Origin of the sequence: Pseudomonas sp. GM74, from assembly GCF_000282455.1 — a bacterium.
Taxonomy (GTDB): domain Bacteria; phylum Pseudomonadota; class Gammaproteobacteria; order Pseudomonadales; family Pseudomonadaceae; genus Aquipseudomonas.
The window spans coordinates 1-25286 of sequence record NZ_AKJG01000065.1; the positions used below are offsets into that span (position 1 = coordinate 1).

The 25286-nt window shown below is 61.2% G+C and carries 24 protein-coding genes; 17 read left to right on the top strand and 7 right to left on the bottom strand.

Features of this window, described 5'->3' with window-relative positions:
* Positions 1 to 211: 211 nt before the first annotated feature.
* The gene (locus tag PMI34_RS13180) at positions 212 to 1705 is read right to left on the bottom strand and encodes a CoA-acylating methylmalonate-semialdehyde dehydrogenase (protein WP_008050318.1); all 1494 of its coding nucleotides are present in this window, start codon (positions 1703 to 1705) and stop codon (positions 212 to 214) included.
* Between the two features lie 74 nt (positions 1706 to 1779).
* Positions 1780 to 3129 (bottom strand): aspartate aminotransferase family protein, encoded by a 1350-nt coding sequence (locus PMI34_RS13175; protein WP_008050319.1) that lies wholly within the window; start codon positions 3127 to 3129, stop codon positions 1780 to 1782.
* 138 nt (positions 3130 to 3267) lie between these two features.
* Between PMI34_RS13175 and PMI34_RS13170 the strand changes: the two genes are divergently transcribed.
* The 6 genes from PMI34_RS13170 (at position 3268) to PMI34_RS13145 (ending at position 9796) form a co-directional block, all read left to right on the top strand.
* Entirely contained in the window at positions 3268 to 4188 is a 921-nt protein-coding gene (locus tag PMI34_RS13170; RefSeq protein ID WP_008050320.1) for a LysR family transcriptional regulator, read from the top strand.
* A 211-nt stretch (positions 4189 to 4399) separates the two neighbouring features.
* On the top strand, positions 4400 to 5050 hold the full coding sequence (locus PMI34_RS13165; RefSeq protein ID WP_008050321.1) for a TetR/AcrR family transcriptional regulator: 651 nt from the start codon (positions 4400 to 4402) through the stop codon (positions 5048 to 5050).
* A gap of 6 nt (positions 5051 to 5056) precedes the next feature.
* Complete coding sequence (locus PMI34_RS13160) at positions 5057 to 5638, top strand: IMPACT family protein (RefSeq protein ID WP_008050323.1); 582 nt, start codon at positions 5057 to 5059, stop codon at positions 5636 to 5638.
* A 548-nt stretch (positions 5639 to 6186) separates the two neighbouring features.
* Positions 6187 to 7752: an ABC transporter ATP-binding protein gene (locus PMI34_RS13155; RefSeq protein WP_008050324.1), complete on the top strand. Its 1566-nt coding sequence runs from the start codon at positions 6187 to 6189 to the stop codon at positions 7750 to 7752.
* A gap of 11 nt (positions 7753 to 7763) precedes the next feature.
* Complete coding sequence (locus PMI34_RS13150; protein ID WP_008050325.1) at positions 7764 to 8870, top strand: ABC transporter permease; 1107 nt, start codon at positions 7764 to 7766, stop codon at positions 8868 to 8870.
* Positions 8870 to 9796 carry an ABC transporter permease gene (locus tag PMI34_RS13145; RefSeq protein ID WP_008050326.1) on the top strand — a complete coding sequence of 309 codons (927 nt, stop codon included), beginning with the start codon at positions 8870 to 8872 and terminating at the stop codon, positions 9794 to 9796. Before PMI34_RS13150 ends, PMI34_RS13145 begins: the two co-directional genes overlap by 1 nt.
* Positions 9797 to 9870: 74 nt before the next feature.
* Here the strand turns inward: PMI34_RS13145 and PMI34_RS13140 are convergent, their stop codons facing one another.
* Positions 9871 to 10305, bottom strand: coding sequence for a hypothetical protein (locus PMI34_RS13140; protein WP_008050327.1), 435 nt, complete (start codon positions 10303 to 10305; stop codon positions 9871 to 9873).
* 82 nt (positions 10306 to 10387) lie between these two features.
* On the opposite strand from PMI34_RS13140, the gene PMI34_RS13135 reads away from it, so the two are divergent.
* From PMI34_RS13135 to PMI34_RS13110, 6 genes are all read left to right on the top strand, one after another.
* The gene (locus PMI34_RS13135) at positions 10388 to 10744 is read left to right on the top strand and encodes a MerR family transcriptional regulator (protein WP_032829698.1); all 357 of its coding nucleotides are present in this window, start codon (positions 10388 to 10390) and stop codon (positions 10742 to 10744) included.
* Positions 10745 to 10763: 19 nt separating this feature from the next.
* On the top strand, positions 10764 to 11453 hold the full coding sequence (locus PMI34_RS13130) for an SDR family oxidoreductase (protein WP_008050329.1): 690 nt from the start codon (positions 10764 to 10766) through the stop codon (positions 11451 to 11453).
* A 254-nt stretch (positions 11454 to 11707) separates the two neighbouring features.
* Positions 11708 to 13066, top strand: coding sequence for an 8-oxoguanine deaminase (locus tag PMI34_RS13125; RefSeq protein WP_008050330.1), 1359 nt, complete (start codon positions 11708 to 11710; stop codon positions 13064 to 13066).
* Between the two features lie 249 nt (positions 13067 to 13315).
* Positions 13316 to 14398, top strand: a complete 1083-nt coding sequence (locus PMI34_RS13120; protein WP_008050331.1) for a BMP family ABC transporter substrate-binding protein — start codon at positions 13316 to 13318, stop codon at positions 14396 to 14398.
* Positions 14399 to 14477: 79 nt separating this feature from the next.
* On the top strand, positions 14478 to 15443 hold the full coding sequence (locus PMI34_RS13115) for an isopenicillin N synthase family dioxygenase (protein ID WP_008050332.1): 966 nt from the start codon (positions 14478 to 14480) through the stop codon (positions 15441 to 15443).
* 82 nt (positions 15444 to 15525) lie between these two features.
* Positions 15526 to 16479: an adenosine deaminase gene (locus tag PMI34_RS13110; protein WP_008050333.1), complete on the top strand. Its 954-nt coding sequence runs from the start codon at positions 15526 to 15528 to the stop codon at positions 16477 to 16479.
* 56 nt (positions 16480 to 16535) lie between these two features.
* Here PMI34_RS13110 and PMI34_RS13105 read toward each other — a convergent pair whose 3' ends face one another.
* Together PMI34_RS13105 and PMI34_RS13100 are read right to left on the bottom strand one after the other, a co-directional pair.
* A complete protein-coding gene (locus PMI34_RS13105) occupies positions 16536 to 17270 on the bottom strand; it encodes an ArsR/SmtB family transcription factor (RefSeq protein WP_008050335.1) in 735 nt (244 codons plus the stop codon).
* 315 nt (positions 17271 to 17585) lie between these two features.
* The gene (locus tag PMI34_RS13100) at positions 17586 to 18515 is read right to left on the bottom strand and encodes a LysR family transcriptional regulator (RefSeq protein ID WP_008050340.1); all 930 of its coding nucleotides are present in this window, start codon (positions 18513 to 18515) and stop codon (positions 17586 to 17588) included.
* Between the two features lie 126 nt (positions 18516 to 18641).
* On the opposite strand from PMI34_RS13100, the gene PMI34_RS13095 reads away from it, so the two are divergent.
* Together PMI34_RS13095 and PMI34_RS28985 are read left to right on the top strand one after the other, a co-directional pair.
* Positions 18642 to 19655, top strand: coding sequence for a zinc-binding alcohol dehydrogenase family protein (locus PMI34_RS13095; RefSeq protein WP_008050341.1), 1014 nt, complete (start codon positions 18642 to 18644; stop codon positions 19653 to 19655).
* Between the two features lie 249 nt (positions 19656 to 19904).
* Complete coding sequence (locus PMI34_RS28985) at positions 19905 to 20078, top strand: hypothetical protein (RefSeq protein WP_008050343.1); 174 nt, start codon at positions 19905 to 19907, stop codon at positions 20076 to 20078.
* Positions 20079 to 20086: 8 nt separating this feature from the next.
* On the opposite strand, the gene PMI34_RS13090 is transcribed toward PMI34_RS28985, so the two are convergent.
* On the bottom strand, positions 20087 to 21283 hold the full coding sequence (locus PMI34_RS13090; RefSeq protein ID WP_008050345.1) for a multidrug effflux MFS transporter: 1197 nt from the start codon (positions 21281 to 21283) through the stop codon (positions 20087 to 20089).
* Positions 21284 to 21373: 90 nt separating this feature from the next.
* Entirely contained in the window at positions 21374 to 21571 is a 198-nt protein-coding gene (locus tag PMI34_RS13085) for a cation transporter (RefSeq protein ID WP_008050346.1), read from the bottom strand.
* A 148-nt stretch (positions 21572 to 21719) separates the two neighbouring features.
* Here PMI34_RS13085 and PMI34_RS13080 point away from each other — a divergent pair, with 148 nt between their 5' ends.
* The 3 genes from PMI34_RS13080 to cueR all read left to right on the top strand — a co-directional run bounded on the left by PMI34_RS13080 (position 21720) and on the right by cueR (position 25118).
* Positions 21720 to 22103, top strand: coding sequence for a hypothetical protein (locus PMI34_RS13080; RefSeq protein ID WP_008050348.1), 384 nt, complete (start codon positions 21720 to 21722; stop codon positions 22101 to 22103).
* 211 nt (positions 22104 to 22314) lie between these two features.
* Positions 22315 to 24708: a heavy metal translocating P-type ATPase gene (locus PMI34_RS13075; protein ID WP_008050349.1), complete on the top strand. Its 2394-nt coding sequence runs from the start codon at positions 22315 to 22317 to the stop codon at positions 24706 to 24708.
* Positions 24705 to 25118: a Cu(I)-responsive transcriptional regulator gene (gene cueR / locus PMI34_RS13070; RefSeq protein WP_008050350.1), complete on the top strand. Its 414-nt coding sequence runs from the start codon at positions 24705 to 24707 to the stop codon at positions 25116 to 25118. The genes PMI34_RS13075 and cueR overlap by 4 nt, the downstream gene beginning before the upstream one ends.
* Positions 25119 to 25286 lie beyond the last annotated feature (168 nt).

Here is a 25286-nt window from a genome sequence, read left to right on the forward strand (position 1 = left end):
GCTTCGATGAACTGAAGCAACCCACTGCCGAAAACTGCGTAACTCGTTGTTTACCAAGGAGTTTTCCGTTTCGACTGCGCCGGAAGTGGGGCGAATTATAGACACCTGGAATCTGCCGTCAACAGCTATTTTCACAATTCTGTCATATAGGGCAAAAAAGCCCCAAAAACAAAAGGCCGACCCAGTGGGTCGGCCTTTTGCGCCCTTCTACTTACAAGCTAGGGAAAGCGAACTGCGAAGCTTCATGGCTCGCACGCTGCGGCCAGCGCTGGGTGATGGCCTTGCGGCGGGTATAGAAACGCACGCCATCCGGGCCATAGGCGTGCAGGTCACCGAACAGCGAACGCTTCCAGCCGCCAAAGCTGTGATAAGCCACCGGTACTGGCAGCGGTACGTTGACACCAACCATACCGACTTCGATCTCGTCGCAGAACAACCGCGCCGCTTCGCCGTCACGGGTGAAGATGCAGGTGCCGTTGCCATATTCGTGATCGTTGATCAGTTGCATGGCTTCTTCCAGGCTGTTGACCCGAACAACGCACAGCACCGGCCCGAAGATCTCTTCTTTATAGATACGCATCTCTGGCGTGACGTTATCGAACAGGCAACCACCCAGGAAGAAGCCTTCCTCGTGACCAGCGACGGTCAGGCCACGGCCGTCCACCACCAGTGTCGCGCCAGCGGCCACGCCGTCTTCTACATAACCGCTGACCTTGTCGCGTGCCTGACCAGTCACCAGTGGGCCCATGTCCAGGCCGCAGTTGGTACCGGCACCGATTTTCAGCGCCTTGATTTGTGGAACCAGTTTGGCCACCAGTGCATCGGCCACCTGGTCACCCACGCACACCGCTACCGAGATCGCCATGCAACGCTCGCCGCAAGAACCGTAAGCCGCGCCCATCAGAGCGCTGACGGCGTTGTCCAGGTCTGCATCCGGCATCAGTACTGCGTGGTTCTTCGCACCGCCCAGGGCCTGGACGCGTTTGCCGCGCTTGGTGCCTTCGGAATAGATGTATTCGGCAATCGGCGTCGAACCAACGAAGCTCAGCGCTTTGACTTCCGGCGCCTCGATCAATGCGTCCACCGCAGCCTTGTCACCGTGCACCACGCTCACTACGCCTTTAGGCAGACCAGCCTCCAGCAGCAACTGGGCGATCAGCAGCGTCGAGCTCGGGTCACGCTCGGATGGCTTGAGGATGAAGCAGTTGCCACAGACGATCGCCAGCGGGTACATCCACAACGGCACCATGGCCGGGAAGTTGAACGGCGTGATACCGGCAACCACGCCCAGCGGCTGGAAGTCCGACCAGGCATCGATGTTCGGGCCAACGTTACGGCTGTATTCACCCTTGAGGATTTCCGGAGCCGCGCAAGCGAACTCGACGTTCTCGATGCCGCGCTTGAGTTCACCGGCAGCATCTTCCAGGGTCTTGCCGTGCTCTTCGCTGATCAATTGCGAGATGCGGGCTTCGTTCTGCTCCAGCAATTGCTTGAAGCGGAACATCACTTGGGCACGCTTGGCCGGCGGCGTGTTGCGCCAGGCCGGGAATGCAGCCTTGGCCGCATCGATGGCGCTCTGGATGGTTTCGCGGGTCGCCAGTGGCAGCTTGTGGATAGCCTGACCGGTAGACGGGTTGTACACATCAACCGCGCGACCGTTCTCGGTCACCAGTTCGCCATTGATCAAATGCGGAATAACGCTCATGGAAGCTCCTGAAAAGTTGTCCACAGGCGCTCGCTTCGGAGCGCCTGTTGTTTGTAGGTATATAGAAGGAGAAATCAGTCGATCTTGCTCAGCACTTCGCCGACCGCGTCGAACAGGCGATCCAGGTCCTGCGGCTTGCTGTTGAAGGTTGGGCCGAACTGCAGGGTGTCGCCGCCGAAGCGCACGTAGAACCCGGCTTTCCACAGTGCCATGCCGGCTTCGAACGGACGCACGATGGCGTCGCCGTCACGCGGTGCGATCTGGATCGCACCGGCCAGGCCGAAGTTACGGATGTCGATGATGTTCTTGGTGCCCTTCAGGCCGTGCAGCGCGTTTTCGAAATGCGGTGCGACTTCAGCCACGCTCTGTACCAGGTTTTCCTTTTGCAGCAGGTCGAGTGCTGCCAGGCCCGCGGCGCAAGCCACCGGGTGCGCGGAGTAGGTGTAGCCGTGAGGGAATTCAACCGCGTATTCAGGCGTCGGCTGATTCATGAAAGTCTGGTAGATCTCGGAGCTGGCAATCACCGCGCCCATCGGGATCGCACCGTTGGTGACTTGCTTGGCGATGCACATCAGGTCCGGGGTCACACCGAAGGTGGTCGCGCCGAACATGGTGCCGGTACGGCCGAAACCGGTGATCACTTCGTCGAACACCAACAGGATGTTGTGCTGGTCGCAGATTTCACGCAGACGCTTGAGGTAACCCTGTGGTGGAACCAGCACGCCAGCGGAACCAGCCAATGGCTCGACGAAGACTGCCGCGATGTTCGACGCATCGTGCAGTTCGATCAGCTTCAGCAGTTCGTCAGCCAGGGCGATACCACCCTGCTCCGGCATGCCACGGGAGTAAGCGTTGCTTGCCAGCAAAGTGTGCGGCAGGTGGTCGACGTCCATCATCGCCTGTCCGAACAGTTTGCGGTTGCCGTTCACGCCACCGAGGCTGGTGCCGGCGATGTTCACACCGTGGTAACCACGGGCACGGCCGATCATTTTGGTCTTGGTCGACTGGCCCTTCAGGCGCCAGTAAGCACGGACCATCTTCACGGCGGTGTCAGCACACTCGGAGCCCGAGTCGGTGAAGAACACGTGGTTCAGGTTGCCCGGGGTCAGGTCGGTGATTTTCTCAGCCAATTGGAAGGACAGCGGATGGCCGTACTGGAAGGCTGGCGAGTAATCGAGGGTGCCCAGTTGCTTGGCGACCGCTTCCTGGATTTCCTTGCGGGTGTGCCCGGCGCCACAGGTCCACAGACCGGACAGCGAGTCATAGACCTTGCGGCCCTTGTCGTCGATCAGCCAGCTGCCTTCGGCGCCAACGATCAGGCGCGGGTCGCGCTGGAAGTTGCGGTTGGCGGTGTAAGGCATCCAGTGAGCATCGAGCTTGAGCTGGCTGACCAGGGAAGTCGGGGCGTTTTCAGGCTGGTTCATGGGCGTAACCTCGCAAGGCAATAAGCGGCGTAAGGATTGAAAACCGTTGTTGCAGCTAAATTGCCACGGGGATAAAGTCTGTGAAATCCAACTTTTCTAATGTTCAGTCAGCCGACCACTAAACTTTGAGTAACCCGCATGAGCGCTCGCCGTCCCGATCCGCTGGCCCAGGTCAGCGACTTTGATATCCGCCTGCTGAGGATTTTCCGCAGCGTGGTGGAATGCGGCGGCTTCTCCGCGGCGGAAACCGTACTGGGCATCGGTCGCTCGGCGATCAGCCAGCAGATGAGCGATCTGGAGCAGCGCCTCGGCCTGCGCCTGTGCCAACGGGGACGTGCCGGGTTTTCCCTCACAGAAGAAGGCCGCGAGGTCTATCAATCGGCGTTGCAACTGCTAAGTGCACTGGAAAGCTTCCGCACCGAGGTCAATGGCCTGCACCAGCACTTGCGCGGCGAGTTGATCATTGGTCTGACGGACAACCTGGTCACCCTGCCCCACATGCGCATCACCCATGCCCTCGCGCAATTGAAGGAACGGGGCCCGGACGTGCAGATCCAGATCCGCATGATCGCGCCCAATGAAGTCGAACAAGGCGTGCTTGACGGTCGCCTGCACGTCGGCGTGGTGCCGCAGGCCAGCGCGCTGTCGGGTCTGGAGTATCAGCCGCTGTATAGCGAGCGTTCGCTGTTGTACTGCGCGGTCGGTCACCCGCTGTTTTATGTCGATGACAAGCAGCTGGACGACGAACGCCTGAACAGTCAGGACGCCATCGCGCCCACCTTCCGTTTGCCCGCGGATATTCAGGCTCACTACCAGGCGCTCAACTGCACCGCCAGCGCCTCGGACCGCGAAGGCATGGCGTTCCTGATCCTGACCGGGCGCTATATCGGTTACCTGCCGGATCACTACGCGAGTCTTTGGGTACAGCAAGGCCGGTTGCGCGCATTGAAAGCGAAAACGCGTTTCTATGACCTGAGCCTGGCGTCGGTCACCCGCAAGGGGCGTCGACCCCATCTGGTGCTGGAGAGTTTTCTCGAGAGCCTGGCGGCGACGCGCTGAATTGTCGGATAACAGAAACCTGTGGGAGCGGGCTTGCCCGCGAAGAGGCCGGTACATCCAGCATCAATGTTGTTTGACACACCGTCTTCGCGAGCAAGCCCGCTCCCACACCAGATTGCGGTGTAGTGTTTTATTGTGTGAGGCCTTGTCTGAAGCCGGTGGGTACGTTATCAACGCACTGGCCGTCCCACCCACCCGTTCGGAAGTGCTTATGACCTTTGAAGTCCCAGCCCACGGCGCAAAACCCGTCAGCCGCATTCGTCAGAAAAACGAAGAGACCATCATCAAAGCCGCCGAAGACGAGTTCGCCCGTCACGGGTACAAAGGCACGAGCATGAACACCATCGCCCAGAATGCCGGGCTGCCCAAGGCGAACCTGCATTACTACTTCACCAACAAGCTCGGTTTGTACGTTGCGGTGCTGAGCAACATCATCGAACTGTGGGACAGCACCTTCAACACCCTCACCGCCGAGGACGATCCGAGCGAAGCCTTGACCCGCTACATCCGCGCGAAAATGGAATTCTCCCGACGCCAGCCGCAAGCCTCGCGGATTTTTGCCATGGAAGTCATCAGCGGCGGTGAATGCCTGACCGAGTACTTCAACCAGGATTATCGTGCCTGGTTCCAGGGCCGCGCGGGCGTGTTCCAGGCCTGGATCGACGCCGGTAAAATGGACCCGGTCGACCCGGTGCACCTGATCTTCCTGTTGTGGGGCAGCACCCAGCACTACGCCGACTTCGCCACGCAGATCTGCCGCGTCACCGGGCGCACCAGGCTGACCAAACAGGACATGGAAGACGCCGGGGACAACCTGATCCGCATCATTCTCAAGGGCTGCGGCCTGAAACCTGCCATCTAAGCACTTATGCCATTTACCCTCAGCGGTTTTTGCGAATACCGCGAAGAGATTCGCAAGAGCCGCTTCATTACCTTCGCCGCGCCGATCTCCAGCCCGGCCGAGGCCCAGGCGTTCATTGAACAGCACAGCGACTTGAATGCCTCGCACAACTGCTGGGCCTGGAAGCTCGGCGATCAGTATCGCAGCACCGATGATGGCGAGCCCGGCGGTACGGCCGGCCGGCCGATTCTGGCGGCGATAGAGGCACAGGATTGCGATCAGGTCGCGGTGCTGGTGATTCGCTGGTATGGCGGCATCCAACTGGGCACCGGGGGGCTCGCCCGGGCCTATGGCGGGGGTGCAAACAAGTGCCTGCAAGCGGCGCCGAAGATCGAGCTGATCAACCGGGTGCCGCTGCGTTGCGCGTGCGGATTTGCCGAGCTGGCCCTGGTGAAGCTGCGGGTGGCCGAGGCCGGTGGATTGGTTGTGGATGAAAGCTTCACTTCCAATGGTGTCGAATTGCAATTGGCCGTGGGCGAAGCACAGATCGACAACTTGCAGTCACAACTGGCCGGTTTGAGTCGCGGGCGCATTCTGTTACAGCGCTGAAAGCGCTTCATCACAGGCTGCAATCTTTTGGGGCACGCCGCTTTTTCACTTATTCCATATTTGCCCACATCTGCTGTGCACCCGGCTGTGGATAACCTGAGCACATACCGCTGTAACCCTTCTGTCATGCGGCTTTGCGGACTTTGCTCAATTTTCGTCCAATCTGCCATCAAGCACATCAAATTCAAATAAAAACAAACAGTTACAAGGGTTTATCGCCTTTAGAAGAAAGCCACTCAGTGCTTATGCCCATGCTTTGAGCTTGCACACAAATACTGTGGAGCAATCTGTGGATAACCCGTTCATGGCCGTCCCGACGCCCTGCACGGTATGGCTTGTGGTCGATTGCTCATTTTTTGAGCAAAACCCCACGAGCAAAATCGGGGCTTGATTTACGCCGTTGCCCCTATGTGGTGCCGGGCTCTGCGTGGCACATTTGAAAGCTGCGTACTCAACGCCCCGGCTCACAGGAGTCCGAAGTTTTCCTGACCGAGTGGCCAGATAATTGCTTTATCCACAGGCACAAGTCCAACAGCACTGAGCCTGTCATGCCCAATCACGCCCCAATCCCCGATCCGGTTCCGCGCCTGCAACTGCGTGCAATCACAAAACGCTATCCCGGCTGCCTGGCCAACGATGCCATCGACCTGACCATTGCCCCTGGCGAGATCCATGCCCTGCTCGGCGAAAACGGCGCGGGCAAAAGCACGCTGATGAAAGTCATCTACGGCGTGACCCATGCCGATTCCGGCGAAGTGATCTGGCAAGGCCAGCGGGTGAGCCTGCGCAACCCGGCCCAGGCCCGGGGTTTGGGAATCGGCATGGTGTTCCAGCATTTCTCGCTGTTCGAAACCCTGAGCGTGGCGCAGAACATCGCCCTGGCCATGGGCGCGGCGGCAGGCACCCCCAGACAACTTGAGCCGAAGATTCGCGAGGTGTCCCGGCGCTACGGCATGGCGCTGGAACCGGAGCGACTTGTCCACAGCCTGTCGATCGGTGAACGGCAACGGGTGGAAATCATTCGCTGCCTGATGCAGGACATCCGCCTGCTGATTCTCGATGAACCGACTTCGGTGCTGACGCCGCAAGAGGCCGACGACTTGTTCGTCACCCTGCGCCGGCTCGCTGCCGAAGGCTGCAGCATTTTGTTCATCAGCCACAAGCTTGGGGAAGTGCGCGCGTTGTGCCACCGCGCAACGGTTTTACGAGGCGGTCGGGTGGCCGGGCATTGCGTGCCGGCCGAGTGCTCGGATCAGCAACTGGCGCGCTTGATGGTCGGTGAAGCGGCGGAGTTGATCGCAGACTATCCGAAGGTAGCTGGAGGTGATGCGTTCCTTGATGTCCGTGGCTTGTCCTGGCACAACCCGGACCCGTTCGGCTGCTCGCTTGCCAACATCGACCTTGAAGTGCGCCGTGGTGAAATTGTCGGCATCGCCGGTGTCGCCGGCAATGGCCAGGATGAGTTGCTGGCCTTGCTCAGCGGCGAAGCACTGTTGCCCCGCAACGCCAGCGCGACGATCCGTTTTGGCCAGGAGCCCGTCGCCCATTTGCGTCCCGATGCACGTCGCCAACTCGGCCTGGGGTTCGTTCCCGCCGAACGCCTGGGTCATGGTGCGGTGCCGGACCTGAGCCTGGCGGACAACGCGCTGCTGACTGCTTTCCAGCAAGGATTGGTGAGCAACGGCCTGATCCAGCGCGGCAAAGTCGAAGCACTGACCGAGGACATCATCCGCCGTTTCGGTGTCAAGACGCCCGATAGCCAGGCGCCGGCCCGCAGCCTGTCCGGCGGCAACCTGCAAAAATTCATCCTCGGCCGGGAAATCCTCCAGCAACCCAAACTGCTGATCGCCGCGCACCCGACCTGGGGCGTGGACGTAGGCGCCGCCGCCACCATTCACCGCGCCTTGATTGCCTTGCGCGATGCCGGCGCGGCGATCCTGGTCATTTCCGAAGACCTCGACGAACTGTTCCAGATCAGCGACCGCCTCGGCGCCTTGTGCGGCGGTCGACTGTCGGCGCTCCACGCCACCGTCGATACGCGCCTGAGCGATGTCGGCGGCTGGATGGCCGGCCAGTTCGGCGCCCCTCAATCACTCGCATCCGCCACGCGTTAACGGAGTGTCACATGCTGCTTTCTCTTGAACCCCGCGGCCAGCAATCGCGCCTGATGCTGTGGTGCTCGCCGTTGCTGGCGGCTGCACTCACCCTGGGCTGTGGATCCTTGCTGTTTATCGCGCTCGGGCACGACCCGCTGCTGACCTTGCACACCTTGCTGATTGCGCCGGTCAGCGACCTGTATGGCGTCTCCGAATTGTTGGTCAAAGCCCTGCCGATTCTGCTCTGCGCATTGGGCCTGGCCGTCGCCTATCAGGCGCGCATCTGGAACATCGGTGCCGAAGGTCAACTACTGCTCGGTGCGTTGGCCGGCAGTGCGCTGGCGGTGAACATCATCGACATGCAAAGCCGCTGGGCGCTGGTACTGATCCTGCTCACTGGCACCTTGGCTGGAGCCGCGTGGGCCGGGCTGACGGCGTGGTTACGCACGCGCTTCAACGCCAATGAAATCCTGACCAGCATCATGCTCAATTACATCGCCCTGAACCTTTTGCTGTATTGCGTGCACGGCCCACTGAAAGATCCGGAAGGTTTCAATTTTCCGCAATCGGCGATGTTCGGCGACGCCAGCCGCTTACCGTTGCTGATGGAAGATGGCCGGGTCCACGCCGGGGTTTACTTCGCCCTGCTCGCGTTGGTGACGGTGTGGGTGTTGTTGCAGAAAAGCTTTGTCGGCTTCCAGATCAAGGTGCTCGGGCTGGACAAGCGTGCCGCCGGTTTCGTCGGCTTTCGCGAGACGCGCCTGATCTGGCTCGCGCTGTTGATCAGCGGCGGTCTGGCGGGGCTTGCCGGTGTGTGCGAAGTCACCGGCCCCATCGGCCAACTGGTGCCGCAGGTCTCGCCGGGCTATGGCTATGCAGCGATCACCGTGGCATTTCTCGGCCGTCTGAATCCTGTCGGCATCCTGTTTTCCAGCCTGTTGATGGCGCTGCTGTACATCGGCGGCGAAAGCGCACAAATGAGCCTGAACCTGCCGCAAGCGATCACCCAATTGTTCCAGGGCATGATGCTGTTTTTCCTGCTGGCCAGTGATGTGCTGATCCTCTACCGACCGCGCTTGAACCTGCGCTGGACCCGCCGCGCACAAACTACCGCCGTACAAGCAGGAGCGCTGTGATGGATATCGATCTGCTGAGCAATATTTTCTACGCCATGGTCCGCTGCGGTACGCCGTTGCTGCTGGTGGCGCTGGGGGAGTTGATCTGCGAGAAAAGCGGCGTCCTCAACCTCGGCCAGGAAGGCATGATGCTGTTTGGCGCGGTGATTGGTTTCATCGTCGCGTTCAACACCGGCCACCTGTGGCTCGGCGTGTTGCTGGCGATGCTCGCCGGGATGCTGTTGTCATCGCTGTTCGCCCTGGTGGCGCTGGTGTTCAACGCCAATCAGGTGGCCGCTGGTCTGGCCCTGACGATTTTCGGTGTGGGCCTGTCGACCTTCGTCGGGGCGGCGTGGGTCGGCAAGCCGCTGGCGGGGTTCGAGCCGATGGCGATTGCGTATTTGAGCGAGATCCCGCTGATCGGGCGGATGCTGTTTGCCCAGGACCTGTTGGTGTATCTGTCGTTCGTGCTGTTTGCGCTGGTGGCCTGGGTGATTCTGAAAAGCCGCGTCGGGCTGATCATTCAGGCGGTCGGGGAAAACCCGGATGCGGCCAGCGCCATGGGCGTGCCGGTGTTGGCGGTGCGCACTCTGGCGGTGTTGTTCGGCGGTGCGATGGCCGGGTTGGCCGGGGCATATCTGTCCCTGGCCTACACACCGATGTGGGCGGAAAACATGAGTGCCGGGCGCGGCTGGATTGCCCTGGCGCTGGTGGTGTTCGCCAGTTGGCGGGTGTGGCGCCTGCTGCTCGGCGCGTACCTGTTCGGACTCGCCAGCATCCTGCACCTGGTGGCGCAGGGGTTGGGACTGGCAATTGCGTCCAGTCTGCTGGCGATGTTGCCGTATGTCGCGACCATTGTGGTGCTGGTGCTGCTGTCCCGGGATGCGGTGCGCACACGGTTGTATGCGCCGGTTTCGTTGGGGCAGCCGTGGCAGGCTGGGCATTAGGCGGTGACCGGACTGCCCCCCCTTCGCGGGCAAGCCCGCTCCCACAGGAATCGCTGGCATGGCAACAATCCAGATCACACAGCAGAACCTTGTGGGAGCGGGCTTGCTCGCGAAAGGGCCCGAACAGGCAACACTTGAGCAATGCCCCACGCCAATTCAAACACCAGAAAAACCACCAGAATCGAACTCGCGCCATGAACCAGGGCATAAGCCTGCCAAGCCGAGAACAGGAATCTGCCCACGGCGTCATACCGCCCATAAACCTGCTGCGGATCACGAATCCGCAGCACCGCCCATACGCAGACGATCGACCCCAGCAGATTCGCCATCAACATGTGCACCGGTTCGAACGGTGGCAGCTCGCCGGGCAAACTCAACGCCTGACTCACCCCCGTCAAAACCCCATGCAACGCTGCAAAACTCCACGGCGTGACAAATGCGAGCATCACGATCAGGTCATACCAGGCACTGCCTTGCACCAACCGGCGATATTGCGTTGTAGTCCACATCGACATTGCTCCATCAATTCAGGGAGCAACAAGGCTAAAGCCTGGAGTATGCTCCAGGGTCAAGCCCCCTCGAGACGTCATGATGCGCATCGGTGAATTATCCCAGGCCAGCGCCGTCAGCCGCGACACGCTACGCTTTTACGAGCAGCGCGGATTGATCGCTGCACAACGCAGCGCCAATGGGTATCGAGACTATCCGCCAGACATGGTGCAACTGGTGCAGTACATCAAGACCGCTCAACGACTGGGTTTTACCCTCGGCGAGATCGGCAACAGCGTCGCTACAATCTGGCAGTCGCCCGATCCGGACAGCGCCGTCACGCAACTGCTGCAAGACAAACTCAAACTGATCGAAGCCCGCATGGCCGAACTCGGCGCGCTGCGCGACGAGTTGCAACAACGGCTCGGGCAACAGTGTCCATTGAATCCACGACTCTGAATTTTCAAGGAAGCCACTCATGTCCAAGGCAAAAACCGCACTCATCATCGGCGCCTCCCGGGGGCTTGGCCTCGGTCTGGTGAAAACCCTGCTGGCCGATGGCTGGCAAGTCACCGCTACCGTGCGCGATCCGCAAAAAGCCGAAGCCTTGCAGGCCCTGGGCAATGTGCGGATCGAAAAGCTCGACATGGACGATCAGCCGGCGGTGTCCACCCTGAGCCAACAACTCAAGGGAGACGTGTTTGACCTTTTGTTCGTCAATGCCGGGGTCAAGGGGCCGGATGTCCAGACGCCGAACGGCGGCGCGACAATGGCCGAAGTCGGTCAGCTGTTTTTCACCAACGCCGTGGCGCCGATCAACCTGGCCCAGCGTTTTGTCGAGCAACTGCGCCCGGACACCGGCGTGCTGGCGTTCATGAGTTCGGTGCTGGGCAGCGTGACCATGCCCGATGCGCCGGAACTGGCACTGTACAAGGCCAGCAAGGCGGCGCTGAATTCCATGACCAACAGCTTTGTCACTCAGTTGGGGGAAACCGGGCTCACCGTACTGTCGTTGCACCCGGGCTGGGTGAAGACCGACATGGGCGGTGAAGGCGCGGACATCGATGTGGAAACCAGCACCCGTGGCCTGGTTGATCAGGTGAATGCGTATGTCGGCAAGGGCGGGCATCACTTCATCAATTACCGGGGCGAAACCATTCCCTGGTAACCCCTCAGATCAAAATGTGGGAGCGGGCTTGCTCGCGAAAGCGTAGTGTCAGCCAACATCAACGTTGTAGTTACACCGTCTTCGCGAGCAAGCCCGCGCCCACAGGATGACTCTTCGTCTGGTCGGGTTGGGCTTGCCCGCCAGAGCGTTTTGATCGAAACTGCCCACCTCGCCTCCCCGGCGAACCTGGATCAGCAGACAGGGCAACACTGAGCTGGCAACCCTGAACCCAACTTTCAGAGGAGCCGGCCAACATGCCTGCGACCCGTACCTGGTTAAAAAATCCCCTCGCCATTTTCACCTCCAACGGTCTCGATGCCCGTGGCGGCCTGGTGCTGCAAGACGGTTTGATCGTCGAAGTACTCGGTGCCGGTCAACAACCGTCCGCACCGTGCAATGAAGTGTTCGACGCCCGCGAGCATGTGATCCTGCCGGGCCTGATCAACACCCATCACCACTTCTATCAAACCCTGACCCGCGCCTGGGCGCCGGTGGTCAACCAGCCGCTGTTCCCGTGGCTGAAAACCCTGTACCCAGTCTGGGCACGCCTGACCCCGGAAAAGCTCGCCCTCGCCACCAAGGTCGCGCTGGCCGAACTGCTACTGTCCGGTTGCACCACCGCGGCCGACCACCACTACCTGTTCCCGGAAGGTCTGGAAAACGCGATCGACGTGCAAGTCGAGAGCGTTCGCGAACTGGGCATGCGCGCCATGCTGACCCGCGGCTCCATGAGCCTCGGTGAAAAGGACGGTGGCCTGCCGCCGCAACAGACCGTGCAGGAAGGCGAAGTGATCCTCGCCGATAGCCAGCGCCTGATCGCCGAGTACCACGAACGCGGTGACGGCGCGCAAATCCAGATCGCCCTGGCACCCTGCTCGCCGTTCTCGGTGACCCCGGAAATCATGTCGGCCAGCGCCGAGCTGGCGAACAAACTCGACGTGCGCCTGCACACCCACCTGGCAGAAACCCTCGACGAAGAAGATTTCTGCCTGCAACGCTTCGGCCTGCGCACCGTAGACTATCTGGACAGTGTCGGCTGGCTCGGCCCGCGTACCTGGCTGGCCCATGGCATCCATTTCAACCCGGATGAAATCGCCCGCCTCGGCGCCGCCGGCACCGGCATCTGCCATTGCCCAAGCTCGAACATGCGCCTGGCCTCGGGCATCTGCCCGAGCATCGAGCTGACCGATGCCGGAGCCTTGCTTGGTTTGGGCGTGGACGGTTCGGCGTCCAACGATGCCTCGAACATGATGCTCGAAGCGCGTCAGGCGCTATACATCCAGCGCCTGCGTTACGGCGCAGAAAAAATCACCCCGGAACGCGTGTTGGGCTGGGCGACCAAGGGTTCGGCGAGCCTGCTGGGTCGTACCGATATCGGCGAGTTGGCGGTGGGCAAGCAGGCTGACCTGGCGATGTTCAAGCTCGATGAACTGCGCTTCTCCGGCAGCCATGATCCGGTCTCGGCGTTGCTCCTGTGTGGCGCCGATCGCGCGGATCGAGTGATGGTCGGTGGCAAGTGGCGGGTGATCGATGGGCAGGTCGAAGGGCTGGATCTGAAGGGGTTGATTGCTGATCACAGCCAGGCGGCTCGGCAGTTGATTGCCGGGACCTGATACAACACCGATTAAAACTGTGGGAGCGGGCTTGCTCGCCCCCACATTGGTTTTGTGGATTGGCGCACCAGTGGATGGCAGCTGTGCAAGGACATGCACTGTTATCGGACTTCAAGGACCTGTCGCGAGCCTGCACGCGATGGCATCACCGCGGATTCATGTTTTGTTGTCTTGTTGGTCAGCAATTTGCATTGCCCTGTGCAAGCCAGAGAGCCCAGCCAACCTCACAACAAAATGGAGTTCCAATTCATGCACAACCGTCCGTTGAAGAAGCTGCTTTGCGCCGTTGCGGCAGCCATCGGTTTGAGCGCCAGCCTGACCGCCGCAGCCTCCGATCCGCTGAAAGTCGGCTTCGTCTATATCGGTCCGATCGGTGACCACGGCTGGACGTATCAGCATGAACAGGGGCGCAAGGAACTCGCGGAAAAATTCGGCTCGCAGATCACCACCAACTACGTGGAAAACGTCGCCGAAGGCGCCGACGCCGAGCGGGTGATCCGCAACATGGCCAAGGACAAATACGACCTGATCTTCACCACCTCCTTCGGCTACATGAACCCGACCGTGAAAGTCGCCAAGCAGTTTCCCAAGGTGACCTTCGAACACGCCACCGGCTACAAGCAGGACAAGAACCTCGGCACTTACCTGGCGCGCACTTACGAGGGCCGCTACGTCGGCGGTTTCCTTGCGGCGAAGATGACCAAGACCAAGAAAATCGGCTACGTCGCCTCGTTCCCGATCCCGGAAGTGATCCGCGATATCAACGCCATCCAGCTGGCCCTGAACAAGTACAACCCCGGCACCGAGATCAAGGTGGTATGGGTCAACTCATGGTTCGATCCGGGCAAGGAAGCGGACGCAGCCAACGCGTTGATCGACCAGGGTGTGGACGTGGTGTTCCAGCACACCGACAGCCCCGCGCCGATCCAGGCCGCCGAACGTCGTGGCGTGTATGCCGTGGGCTACGCTTCGGACATGGCGCACTTCGGGCCAAAAGCGGTGCTGACATCCATCGTCAACGACTGGGGCCCGCACTACGTTCAGGCAACCCAGAGCGTGATCGACCATGACTGGAAATCCCGGGACTACTGGGGTGGTTTGAAGGAAGGCACCGTTGAACTGCCGATCAGCGACCTGGTGCCGGCGACGGTGAAGAGCGAAGCCGAGCAGCTCATCGCCGACATCAAGAGCGGTGCGCTGCAACTGTTCACCGGGCCGATCAAGGATCAGGCCGGGGTCGAGAAAATCCCGGCGGGCGTGAGCGCGACCACGGCGGAACTGGCGTCGATGAATTACTACGTGGAAGGCATGAAGTCCGAAATACCGAAGTAACGTTTCAACCAGAACACAAAACCCCTGTGGGAGCGGGCTTGCTCCCACATTGGATCTTCAGCGCTCTTAAGGATTGCGCATGAATAGCCTTCCGATCATCGACATCGCCCCGCTCTACAGCGACGACCAGCGCGCCTGGCAAACTGTCGCCAATCAAATCGACCTCGCCTGCCGCGAGTGGGGTTTTTTCTACATCAAGGGCCATCCAATCAGTCCTGCGCGAATCGACGCCCTGCTCGACCACGCCAAGCGCTTCTTCGCCCAACCCACCGCCGAAAAACTCAAGATCGACATCACCCAGACCCGTCACCACCGCGGTTACGGCGCCATTGCCACCGAGCAGTTAGACCCAAGCAAACCCAGCGACCTCAAAGAAACTTTCGACATGGGTCTGCACCTGCCGGCCGGGCACCCTGACGTACTGGCGGAAAAACCCTTGCGCGGCCCCAATCGCCATCCGTCCATGCCCGGCTGGGAAGCGTTGATGGAACAGCACTACGTCGATATGCAAGCCCTGGCGCAAACGTTGTTGCGGGCCATGACCATCGCACTGGGAATCGAAAGCGATTTCTTCGACACACGCTTCAATGACCCGGTCAGCGTGCTGCGGATGATCCATTACCCGCCGCGTCACACCGCCAGCTCCGCCGAACAGCAAGGTGCCGGGGCGCACACCGACTACGGCTGCATCACCCTGCTCTATCAGGACGCCGCCGGTGGCTTGCAGGTACGCAACGTCCAAGGCGAATGGATCGACGCACCGCCGATCGAAGGTACGTTCGTGGTCAACCTCGGCGACATGATGGCGCGCTGGAGCAATGACCGTTACCTGTCGACGCCGCACCGGGTGATCAGCCCCCTGGGCGTGGATCGTTATTCGATGCCGTTCTTCGCCGAGCCGCACCCGGATACCCGCATCGAATGCCTGCCCGGCTGTCAGGATGCAATGCATCCGGCGAAGTACCCGGCCACCACCTGCGCCGAGTTCCTGCTCTCGCGCTTCGCCGATACCTACGCTTATCGACGGGTACCGGAAGCGGTGTGATGAACCGCCTGGTCAGGTTTTACCAATTGTTGCGGCAACCCTCTGTAGAATGGCGACCATTGCACCTGATGAGAAAAGAATTATGTACGACTGGCTGAACGCCCTGCCCAAGGCAGAATTGCACCTGCACCTGGAAGGCTCGCTGGAACCCGAGCTGTTGTTCGCCCTGGCCGAGCGCAACAAGATTGCCTTGCCGTGGAGCGACGTCGAAACCTTGCGCAAGGCGTATGCCTTCAACAACCTGCAGGAATTCCTCGACCTGTATTACCGGGGTGCCGATGTGCTGCGCACGTCCCAGGACTTCTATGACCTGACCTGGGCGTACCTGCTGCGCTGCAAAGAGCAGAACGTGATTCACACCGAACCGTTCTTCGACCCGCAGACCCACACCGACCGTGGCATCCCGTTCGAAACGGTGCTCAACGGCATCGCCGCCGCACTGAAGGATGGCGAACAGCAACTGGGCATCACCAGTGGTTTGATCCTGAGCTTCCTGCGTCACCTGAGTGAAGACGAAGCCCAGAAAACCCTCGACCAGGCGCTACCGTTCCGCGATGCGTTCGTCGCCGTGGGCCTGGACAGCTCCGAGATGGGACACCCGCCGAGCAAGTTCCAGCGTGTGTTCGACCGTGCCCGTCACGAAGGCTTCCTGACCGTCGCCCACGCCGGTGAAGAAGGCCCGCCCGAGTACATCTGGGAAGCCATCGACCTGCTGAAGATCCAGCGCATCGACCATGGCGTGCGCGCCATCGAAGACGAGCGCCTGATGCAGCGAATCATCGACGAACAGATCCCGCTGACCGTGTGCCCATTGTCGAACACCAAGCTTTGCGTGTTCGATCACATGTCGCAGCACAACATTCTCGACATGCTGGAACGCGGCGTGAAAGTGACCGTGAACTCCGATGACCCGGCGTACTTCGGCGGTTATGTCACCGAGAACTTCCATGCGCTGTACACCCATCTGGGCATGACCCAGGATCAGGCCAAGCGCCTGGCGCAGAACAGTCTCGATGCACGGTTGGTGAAGCCGTAAGGCTCAGTGCTGAAGCGCCCGGCGGGAGCGCGTTTTTTCGCTCCCGCAACGGTGTACTAAAGCGCCATTTCCAGCTCGCTTTCCTTGGCAAAGCGGTGGATCTCGCGTTGCCCGGAGGCGGTCACTTGCAAGGCTCTGGAATCGTTGGGCAGGCTCAGCCAACCCGACTGCATGAACAGTTGCAACAATGCCGCGCCCAGCGAGCCGCCCATGTGCGGGCGTCTTTCGCTCCAGTCAGGGCACGCGCAGGCAACCCTGCCGTTGTGATGAGCCAGCGCCTGGATGAACACGCCCCGTGCCGCCAACTCCGTCGCGCCCTTGAGCGTGACCGTGACCCGCTGATCAAACTGCTCTATCCAGCCAGCCTCCAGTAATCGCTGATACAGATCGGCGGACAGGGTGCCCCCCAGGTGATCGTCGCACAGTCGGGCACTCAGCAACGACGAACGCAGCGCCCGGGGTTTGGCCAGAGGTGCACTGCGTTTGAAGACGTCCGGAATGTCCAGGGGGGCGCTGGCGAGAGTCGCACTGGCCAGCGCTTCGATTGCCGCCCCGACTTCGGGAGCGGCCAGGCGGAAAAAGCGTTTGCGGCCGCGGTTTTCAACCCTCAGCAGGCCTCCGGCGGACAAACGTCCCAGGTGTGCACTGGCCGAAGACGGCGACAGGCCGGCCAGCAATGCCAGCTCTTCGGTTGCTCGCGCCGAACCGTCCATCAAGGCCCACATCATTGCGCTGCGCTTTGGGTCAGCCAGCAATGTGGCGATCTGGCTGATGCAAGGTGCATGTTCCATGTATTCACTCCCTGTTGAATCGTTTCGTCTACTGCCCAGAGACATCGTGACCAGTAATGTGTCGTCGGCCAATCCGTGGAAACTGCCATAAACCCGGCAACGCCTTGTTCACACATTGGCGCTGCCTGGCCGATGCTGCGTAAGCCAGAAGGATGACCGTGCAGACGGGCCGACTCGAACGTGGACCCGCCATTGGGGATCGACGTTACTGACATGATGAGGGCGCTAGTATATGCGGGTTGGTCGGCGGATCCTTTCCTCCGCCCGGCGTAGGTGCTGATCGTACCTGAGGGAAATTTCTCTTTTTTCGTGCGACTAAAGATCGATTTTCGAAAAGCCTGGAAATTGACTGCTCAAAAGGATGCATCGACTGACAAGCATTTCGCGCAACAGGTTTACCGGCTTACTCAATTGTGCGCGATGGGCGCACAACAGATTCAACGGTGCGCGCTCACAGAGCAGCTCCGGCATCAGCACCTTCAAGCGGCCGGCCAGTACATCGGCGGCCACATCGAGCCAGGACTTGTAAGCGATCCCGGCACCTGCCACGGCCCAAAGGCGCACGACATCGGCATCGTCACTGAAACGATCGCCGCTGACGGTCAGGCTGACCTCGCGTTTGCCGTCGTGAAAACTCCAGTGATCGTGGACCCGGCTGCCGAGCATGTATAACAGGCAATTGTGCTGTGCCAGTTGCTCCAGATGCCGCGGCTCACCATGCCGGGCCAGATAGCCGGGAGCGGCGCACAACACCCGGCGGTTCTGCGGGGCGATGGGCAGTGCCACCAGGCTGGAGTCCTCCGGTTCACCGTAGCGCAGGGCAATGTCTACCGGTTGGCGAAACAGGTCGGCGATGCGGTCCCCCAGCAGCAGGCGCACGGTGAGCTTCGGATGCTCGCGTTGAAACTCGTCCAGCCAGGGCAGCAGCAGATTGCGGCCAAAGTCCGACGGCGCCGACAGTTGCAGCACCCCGCTGACCTGGTCCTGACCACTGGCCAGCAATCGCCGACCCTCGTCAAGATTGCTCAGGGCCGCGCGGGCGTATTCGAGAAAGCCCTCGCCTTCAGCGGTCAGGCGCAGGCTACGGGTCGAGCGGGCCAACAATCGGGCCCCGAGTTGCTGTTCGATGCGCTTGAGCGCGGCACTGGCCACCGCCGCCGACATGTCCATGCCCCGCGCGGCGGCGGACAGACTGCCCAGGTCCGCCGCCCGGACAAACAACTGCAAGTCATCGAAACGCAGCATCAAGAGCACCGATTATCAAAAAAATATTGAAAGAGACTGCTCTTTTAGCCGGTTTTATCTTCAGGAGAAATAGCCAATCATCTGACCCATCGAATCTCTTCTTTTACTAGTGTTCCGGAGCCGCCCATGAAAGCCATTGCCTACTACGCCTCGTTGCCAATCAGTGACGACAAGGCCCTGCAAGACATCGAACTGCCGGAGCCGGTTGCCGGCCCCCGCGACTTGCTGGTGGAAGTCAAAGCCATCTCGGTCAACCCGGTGGACACCAAGGTGCGCCAGAACGTCCAGCCCGAGGGCGGCGCGGCCAAGGTGCTGGGTTGGGACGTGGCTGGCGTGGTCAAGGCCGTGGGCAGTGAGGTGACGCTGTTCTCGGTCGGCGACAAGGTGTTTTACGCCGGCTCCATCGCCCGTGCGGGCGGCAACAGCGAATTGCATGTGGTGGACGAACGCATCGTCGGCCACATGCCGAAGACCCTTGGTTTCGCCGAGGCCGCCGCCCTGCCGCTCACCGCGATCACGGCCTGGGAACTGTTGTTCGAACGCCTGCAAGTACGCGAAGGCAAAACCGACGAAGGCCAGAGCCTGTTGATCGTCGGCGCGGCCGGTGGCGTGGGCTCGATCCTGACGCAACTGGCTCACCAGCTGACGGCCCTGAAAGTCATCGGCACCGCTTCGCGTGCTCAGACCCAAAGCTGGGTGAAAGAGCTGGGAGCCGACCTGGTGATCGACCACAGCCAGCCACTCTGCGAAGCACTCAAGCGCGCCGGTGTGGATCAGGTGACCCACGTCGCCAGCCTGACCCAGACCGACCAGCACCTGGACCAATTGGTCGAGGCATTGGCCCCCCAGGGCAAGCTGGCGCTGATCGATGACCCCAAGTCACTGGACGTGACCAAGCTCAAGCGCAAGAGCCTGTCACTGCACTGGGAATTCATGTACACCCGTTCGCTGTTTGAAACCGCGGACATGATCGAGCAGCACAACCTGCTCAATCGCGTCGCCTGGCTGATCGACGCCGGGACACTGAAAACCACGGTGGGCGAACACTTCGGCACGATCAACGCGGCTAATCTGCGCCGGGCCCATGCCCTGCTGGAAAGCGGCAAGGCCAAGGGCAAGATTGTGCTGGAAGGGTTCTGAAGCGCTGAAAAAACCGCCGCTGATTTCATCGCTTCCTTCTGTTTTCCGCCTGCGACCGGGCAATCCCGGTCGCAGACAGCCTCTGTGGCACCCTCGAAAACCCGTGTTTTGTTTAGTTACAAACCGTCAGTCAGACAGTTGATCCTTGTCACAATGGTGACCGTATACGGGACTACAATCGAATCTCCTGCGAGGCATTCTTTTGCGAAACGTCTTTTACGAGACATCTTTTACGAGAGGAATTCGGCTATGAAGATCCTGATAAAAGAACTGGCAAAGTCCCAGTGGCAAGTTCGCTTAGACCAACATGCTGTGACGTTCCGCAGCGAAGCAGAAGCTCGCGCTTTCACGCGTACCCTTGAAGCCCGCATCCAGGCCCCTCACCAGATTCCCGTCCTCCTTGCGCAGCGTGCGGCCGGCTGACTCCGGCCTCAAACCTGGGCTTGCGCCAGCGCCCGGGCTTTTTGCAAACGCCGGGTGAGCACTGCTGCGCTCACCACCAGAACTCCACACAGGCTGATGACCATGGCCATCGGCACGGCGCTACCGTCGTGCAGCACACCCACCAATGCGGAGGCACCGGCAGCCACGCTGAATTGCAGACAACCGAGCAGCGCCGACGCGCTGCCGGCCCGTGCGCCCTGCCCGCTCATCGCACACGCCGCAGCGTTGGGGCTGATGCAACCGAGGCTGGCGATACAGATGAACAATGGAATCAGCAGCGGCCACAATTGTGCCGTATGCAAAGAGCTGACAGCGAGCAGGGTCAAACCGGCCGCCAGATAAACCCACACCGCGCGCGCCAGCAAAAACATCGGGCCACGCTTGGCCAGTAACCGCGCGTTGACCTGCGCCACCAGAATGAAACCCGCTGCATTGATGCCGAACAGCCAGCCGAAATGCTCGGCCGCAACGCCGTAGAGCTTGATGAAGATAAAGGGTGAACCAGCGATGTAGGCAAACATCCCGGCGATGGCGATGCCCCCGGTCAAGGCATGGCCAAGAAATATCGGGTCGGCCAGCAACCGACCGTACTGACGCAGCGCACCCGACAACGGTTGACGCGGCATGTGGGCCGGCATGCTTTCCGGCAATCCCGTCGCCACCGCCAGCCCCGCCAGCGCACTGAAACCGGTCAAGGCCAGGAAGATCGACTGCCAGCCTGTGGTGTTGACCAACAACCCACCCAGCAATGGCGCGAGAATGGGGGCAAGTCCCATCACCAGCATCAACTGCGAAAAGACTTTCGCCGACCCCACCGCATCACACTTGTCGCTGACCACCGCCCGGGAAATCACCATCCCCGCGCAACCACCCAGCGCCTGGATGAAACGCGCACCGATCAGCCATTCCAGGTTCGGCGCAAAGGCACACGCCACGGATGCAGCGGTGAACAAACCGACACCGATGAGCAACGGAACGCGTCGCCCGAAACGATCCGCCACCGGGCCATAGGCCAACTGACCGATGGACAGGCCGAGGAAGTACGCCGCCAACGTCATCTGAACGTGATTTTCGTCCGTCCCGAAAGCCAGGGCCATGGCCGGGAAGGCCGGCAGGTAGAAATCGATCGCCAGCGGACCGAAAGCGCTCAAGGCGCCGAGAATCAGAATGGTACGCAAGTTCATCAGGCATCCAGTGAGGCAGAAGTCGGCAGCCCGACAGTCTAGCCGCGCATGGACGCCTTGAACATTCCAGTAGCTCGCTAACTATCAAATTCAGGTCAGTTTGACACCGTAACCCTCTTCGCTGATCGCCTCGATCACCTGCTCGGCGGTCAGCGCACTTTCGACACCGACCTCCCTGGCCGCCAGATCGACCCGCACACTGGCCGCCGGGTCTTTGGCCTGGACCGCCTGGGTGATGGCCTTGACGCAGTGACCACAAGACATGCCTTCAACGTTGAACACTTGCATGGGATAGCTCCTTTTCCGAGGGTTGAACCCAGTTTCGAGCTTGCCACCATGGCAAGGTCAAGTTCTGAAGTTAGCTGCCGGGCTGGCAATCGGCGCGACGCTCGGCCAAGCTGCGTCCATCAATGACTCGAACTCAGGAGACTCAGCCATGCGCTGGTCAGTTTTCAGCCTGTTTGGCTTTCTCAGCCTTTTCGCCGCCGTGCCTTCGGTCAATGCTGCCGGTCAGGATTATGGCGTGCTGATCATTTCCCGCGAGCGCCTGGAAGTCGCGACCAGTTGTGAAATCGGTGTGTACATCCAGGATCAACTGGCGGCGCGGCTGTTTCAGGAACAGAGCACCTCGTTCAACCTGCCGCCGGGCATCGTCTCGCTGCGCCTGAAACTGCTGCCGGGCCAGGTCCCGGGTTGCAATCCGGGCATGCTCGCGCCGGGGTCGCAGGATATCCAGCTCAAGGCCGGGGATGTGCTCAAGTACCGGATCGCGATGACGCAGGAAGGGATGTATCTGAAGCGCGCCGGTCTCGGCTACTGACCCACAACCTTTGTGGGAGCGAGCTTGCTCGCGATGATGGCGGCACATTCAACGTGGATGTGACTGAAAAACCGCTATCGCGAGCAAGCTCGCTCCCACAGGGGATCACAGCCAGGCTCAGGCCCCGGGCACTCCCACATCAGATTGGCACTTGACCTTGCCAGCATGGCAAGGTTGATCCTGTGGTCATCTACTACAGGGAGTGCGACCGATGTCCGAATCCACCACGTTCGACCTGCCGATTGCCGGCATGACCTGCGCCAGTTGCGCCGGGCGGGTCGAGCGCGCCTTGAGCAAAGTCATTGGCGCCAGTGCCGTCAGCGTCAACCTCGCCACTGAACAGGCCCGGGTGCAAGCGCCCAGCGACAGCCTGCCGGCCCTGATGGATGCCGTGGCCAAGGCCGGCTACAGCGTGCCGCAACAGAGCCTGGAATTGAGCATCGACGGCATGACCTGCGCTTCCTGCGTCGGTCGGGTCGAGCGTGCGCTTGGCAAGGTTGCGGGAGTGAAAAGCGTCAGCGTCAACCTGGCCAACGAACGCGCCCACCTTGAACTGCTCGGCCAGATCGATCCGCAAACCTTGATCGCCGCGGTGGCCAAGGCTGGCTACAGCGCCAGCGTCCGGGAAGCCGAACACCCGCCGACCGACAACCAGCAACAGCGCCTGCACCGCGAACGCCTGGCCTTGATCATCGCCATTGCCCTCGCCTTGCCGCTGGTATTGCCGATGCTGCTACAGCCGTTCGGCGTGCACTGGATGCTCCCGGCCTGGGTGCAATTCGCTTTGGCCACGCCGGTGCAATTCATCTTCGGTGCACGGTTCTACGTCGCCGCCTGGAAAGCCGTGCGCGCCGGAGCCGGCAACATGGATTTGCTGGTGGCCCTGGGCACCAGCGCCGGGTATGGCTTGAGCCTGTACGAATGGGCCACCGCCGCCGGGCGCATGCCGCACCTGTATTTCGAAGCCTCGGCGGTAGTGATTGCCCTGGTGCTGCTGGGCAAATACCTGGAAAGCCGCGCCAAGCGCCAGACCGCCAGCGCCATCCGCGCCCTCGAAGCCTTGCGCCCGGAACGGGCGATCCGGGTGATCGATGGCCACGAACAGGAAGTCGCCATCAGCGCCCTGCGCCTCAACGACCTGGTAATGGTCAAACCCGGCGAACGCTTCCCGGTGGATGGCGAAGTGGTTGAAGGCCAGAGCCACGCCGACGAGGCCCTGATCAGCGGCGAGAGCCTGCCGGTGCCCAAGCAGCCCGGCGACAGAGTCACCGGCGGCGCGATCAACGGTGAAGGCCGGTTGCTGGTGCGTACCCAGGCCCTCGGTGCGGAAACCGTGCTGGCGCGGATCATCCGTCTGGTGGAAGACGCCCAGGCCGCAAAAGCACCGATCCAGAAACTGGTGGATAAAGTCAGCCAGGTATTCGTGCCTGTCGTGCTGTTGATTGCCCTGGCCACCCTGATCGGCTGGTGGCTGTATGGTGCGCCGATGGAAACCGCACTGATCAACGCCGTGGCGGTGCTGGTGATCGCCTGCCCGTGCGCCCTGGGCCTGGCCACACCGACGGCGATCATGGCTGGCACCGGTGTGGCGGCACGCTACGGGATTCTGATCAAGGACGCCGAAGCACTGGAACGTGCCCATGAAGTCAGCGCGGTGGTGTTCGACAAAACCGGCACCCTGACCTCCGGCGCCCCGCGCATCGCTCATCTGAGTGCCATCGACGGTAATGAGGCGCGTCTGCTGCAATTGGCCGGCGCCCTGCAACGCGGGAGTGAGCATCCGCTGGCCAAGGCTGTTCTGGATGCCTGTGCCGAACGCCATTTGACGGTGGCCGATGTCAGCGACAGCCAGTCCCTGACCGGCCGCGGCATCGCCGGCAGCCTCGAAGGGCGCCGCCTGGCACTGGGTAATCGTCGCCTGCTGGAGGAAAGCGGCTTGAATGCCGGGCCATTGGCGGACTCGGCAATCACGTGGGAAAAAGAAGGCCGGACCTTATCCTGGCTGATCGAACAATCCCCCCAACCACAGGTGCTGGGCCTGTTCGCCTTCGGTGACACCCTCAAGCCCGGCGCGCTGCAAGCGGTGCAACAACTGAGCGCACGGAACATCAGCAGCCACCTGCTGACCGGAGACAATCGCGGCAGCGCCAACGTGGTGGCCCAGGCCCTGGGCATCCACGATGTGCATGCCGAAGTGCTGCCGGCGGACAAAGCCGCCACGGTCGCCGCACTGAAACAAACCGGCGTGGTGGCGATGGTCGGCGACGGCATCAACGACGCCCCGGCACTGGCCGCCGCCGACATCGGCATCGCCATGGGTGGCGGCACCGACGTCGCCATGCATGCGGCCGGCATCACCCTGATGCGCGGCGATCCGCGATTGGTGCCGGCCGCGCTGGAGATCAGCCGCAAGACCTACGCAAAAATCCGCCAGAATCTGTTCTGGGCCTTCGTCTATAACCTGATCGGCATTCCGCTGGCGGCGTTCGGCTTCCTCAATCCAGTGCTGGCCGGTGCGGCCATGGCGTTGTCGAGCGTCAGCGTGGTGAGCAATGCGCTACTGTTGAAAACCTGGAAACCCAAGGACCTGGAGGACAACCGATGAACATCGGCCAAGCGGCCCGCCACAGCGGCCTGAGCGCAAAGATGATCCGTTATTACGAATCCATCGGCCTGCTCAAGGCAGCCCATCGCACCGACAGCGGCTACCGGGTATACGGCGACGACGACCTGCACACGCTGGCGTTCATCAAGCGCTCGCGAGACCTGGGGTTTTCCCTGGAGGAAGTCGGCAAGTTGCTGACCCTCTGGCAAGACCGCCAACGCGCCAGCGCCGATGTGAAAGCGTTGGCTCGCCAGCACATCGATGAGTTGAACCAGAAAATCCGCGAGTTGGGCCAGTTGCGCGACACCTTGCAGGACCTGGTCGAGCACTGTCAGGGCGATCATCGGCCGGATTGCCCGATTCTCAAGAACCTGGAGTCGGGGTGTTGTGCTGAACCGGTTCGCACCTGAAACGTTGATGCTGGATGTACTGACGCCTTCGCGGGCAAGCCCGCTCCCACAGGTCCAGTGGTGTCCATGTGGGAGCGGGCTTGCCCGCGAAGGCGGACCGTCAGGCGACAAAATTATTGAATCTGCACCCACAAAAAAACCCGGCCGAAGCCGGGTTTTTCTTTAGCC

Coding starts and splice junctions, on each gene's coding strand:
- PMI34_RS13175 (WP_008050319.1), bottom strand. CDS start 3,129: ATGAACCAGCCTGAAAACGCCCCGACTTCCCTGGTCAGCCAGCTCAAG.
- PMI34_RS13075 (WP_008050349.1), top strand. CDS start 22,315: ATGTCCGAATCCACCACGTTCGACCTGCCGATTGCCGGCATGACCTGC.
- PMI34_RS13100 (WP_008050340.1), bottom strand. CDS start 18,515: ATGCTGCGTTTCGATGACTTGCAGTTGTTTGTCCGGGCGGCGGACCTG.
- PMI34_RS13090 (WP_008050345.1), bottom strand. CDS start 21,283: ATGAACTTGCGTACCATTCTGATTCTCGGCGCCTTGAGCGCTTTCGGT.
- PMI34_RS13110 (WP_008050333.1), top strand. CDS start 15,526: ATGTACGACTGGCTGAACGCCCTGCCCAAGGCAGAATTGCACCTGCAC.
- cueR (WP_008050350.1), top strand. CDS start 24,705: ATGAACATCGGCCAAGCGGCCCGCCACAGCGGCCTGAGCGCAAAGATG.
- PMI34_RS13145 (WP_008050326.1), top strand. CDS start 8,870: ATGGATATCGATCTGCTGAGCAATATTTTCTACGCCATGGTCCGCTGC.
- PMI34_RS13135 (WP_032829698.1), top strand. CDS start 10,388: ATGCGCATCGGTGAATTATCCCAGGCCAGCGCCGTCAGCCGCGACACG.
- PMI34_RS13115 (WP_008050332.1), top strand. CDS start 14,478: ATGAATAGCCTTCCGATCATCGACATCGCCCCGCTCTACAGCGACGAC.
- PMI34_RS13080 (WP_008050348.1), top strand. CDS start 21,720: ATGCGCTGGTCAGTTTTCAGCCTGTTTGGCTTTCTCAGCCTTTTCGCC.
- PMI34_RS13095 (WP_008050341.1), top strand. CDS start 18,642: ATGAAAGCCATTGCCTACTACGCCTCGTTGCCAATCAGTGACGACAAG.
- PMI34_RS13150 (WP_008050325.1), top strand. CDS start 7,764: ATGCTGCTTTCTCTTGAACCCCGCGGCCAGCAATCGCGCCTGATGCTG.
- PMI34_RS13155 (WP_008050324.1), top strand. CDS start 6,187: ATGCCCAATCACGCCCCAATCCCCGATCCGGTTCCGCGCCTGCAACTG.
- PMI34_RS13125 (WP_008050330.1), top strand. CDS start 11,708: ATGCCTGCGACCCGTACCTGGTTAAAAAATCCCCTCGCCATTTTCACC.
- PMI34_RS13170 (WP_008050320.1), top strand. CDS start 3,268: ATGAGCGCTCGCCGTCCCGATCCGCTGGCCCAGGTCAGCGACTTTGAT.
- PMI34_RS13160 (WP_008050323.1), top strand. CDS start 5,057: ATGCCATTTACCCTCAGCGGTTTTTGCGAATACCGCGAAGAGATTCGC.
- PMI34_RS28985 (WP_008050343.1), top strand. CDS start 19,905: ATGAAGATCCTGATAAAAGAACTGGCAAAGTCCCAGTGGCAAGTTCGC.
- PMI34_RS13130 (WP_008050329.1), top strand. CDS start 10,764: ATGTCCAAGGCAAAAACCGCACTCATCATCGGCGCCTCCCGGGGGCTT.
- PMI34_RS13120 (WP_008050331.1), top strand. CDS start 13,316: ATGCACAACCGTCCGTTGAAGAAGCTGCTTTGCGCCGTTGCGGCAGCC.
- PMI34_RS13140 (WP_008050327.1), bottom strand. CDS start 10,305: ATGTGGACTACAACGCAATATCGCCGGTTGGTGCAAGGCAGTGCCTGG.
- PMI34_RS13085 (WP_008050346.1), bottom strand. CDS start 21,571: ATGCAAGTGTTCAACGTTGAAGGCATGTCTTGTGGTCACTGCGTCAAG.
- PMI34_RS13165 (WP_008050321.1), top strand. CDS start 4,400: ATGACCTTTGAAGTCCCAGCCCACGGCGCAAAACCCGTCAGCCGCATT.
- PMI34_RS13180 (WP_008050318.1), bottom strand. CDS start 1,705: ATGAGCGTTATTCCGCATTTGATCAATGGCGAACTGGTGACCGAGAAC.
- PMI34_RS13105 (WP_008050335.1), bottom strand. CDS start 17,270: ATGGAACATGCACCTTGCATCAGCCAGATCGCCACATTGCTGGCTGAC.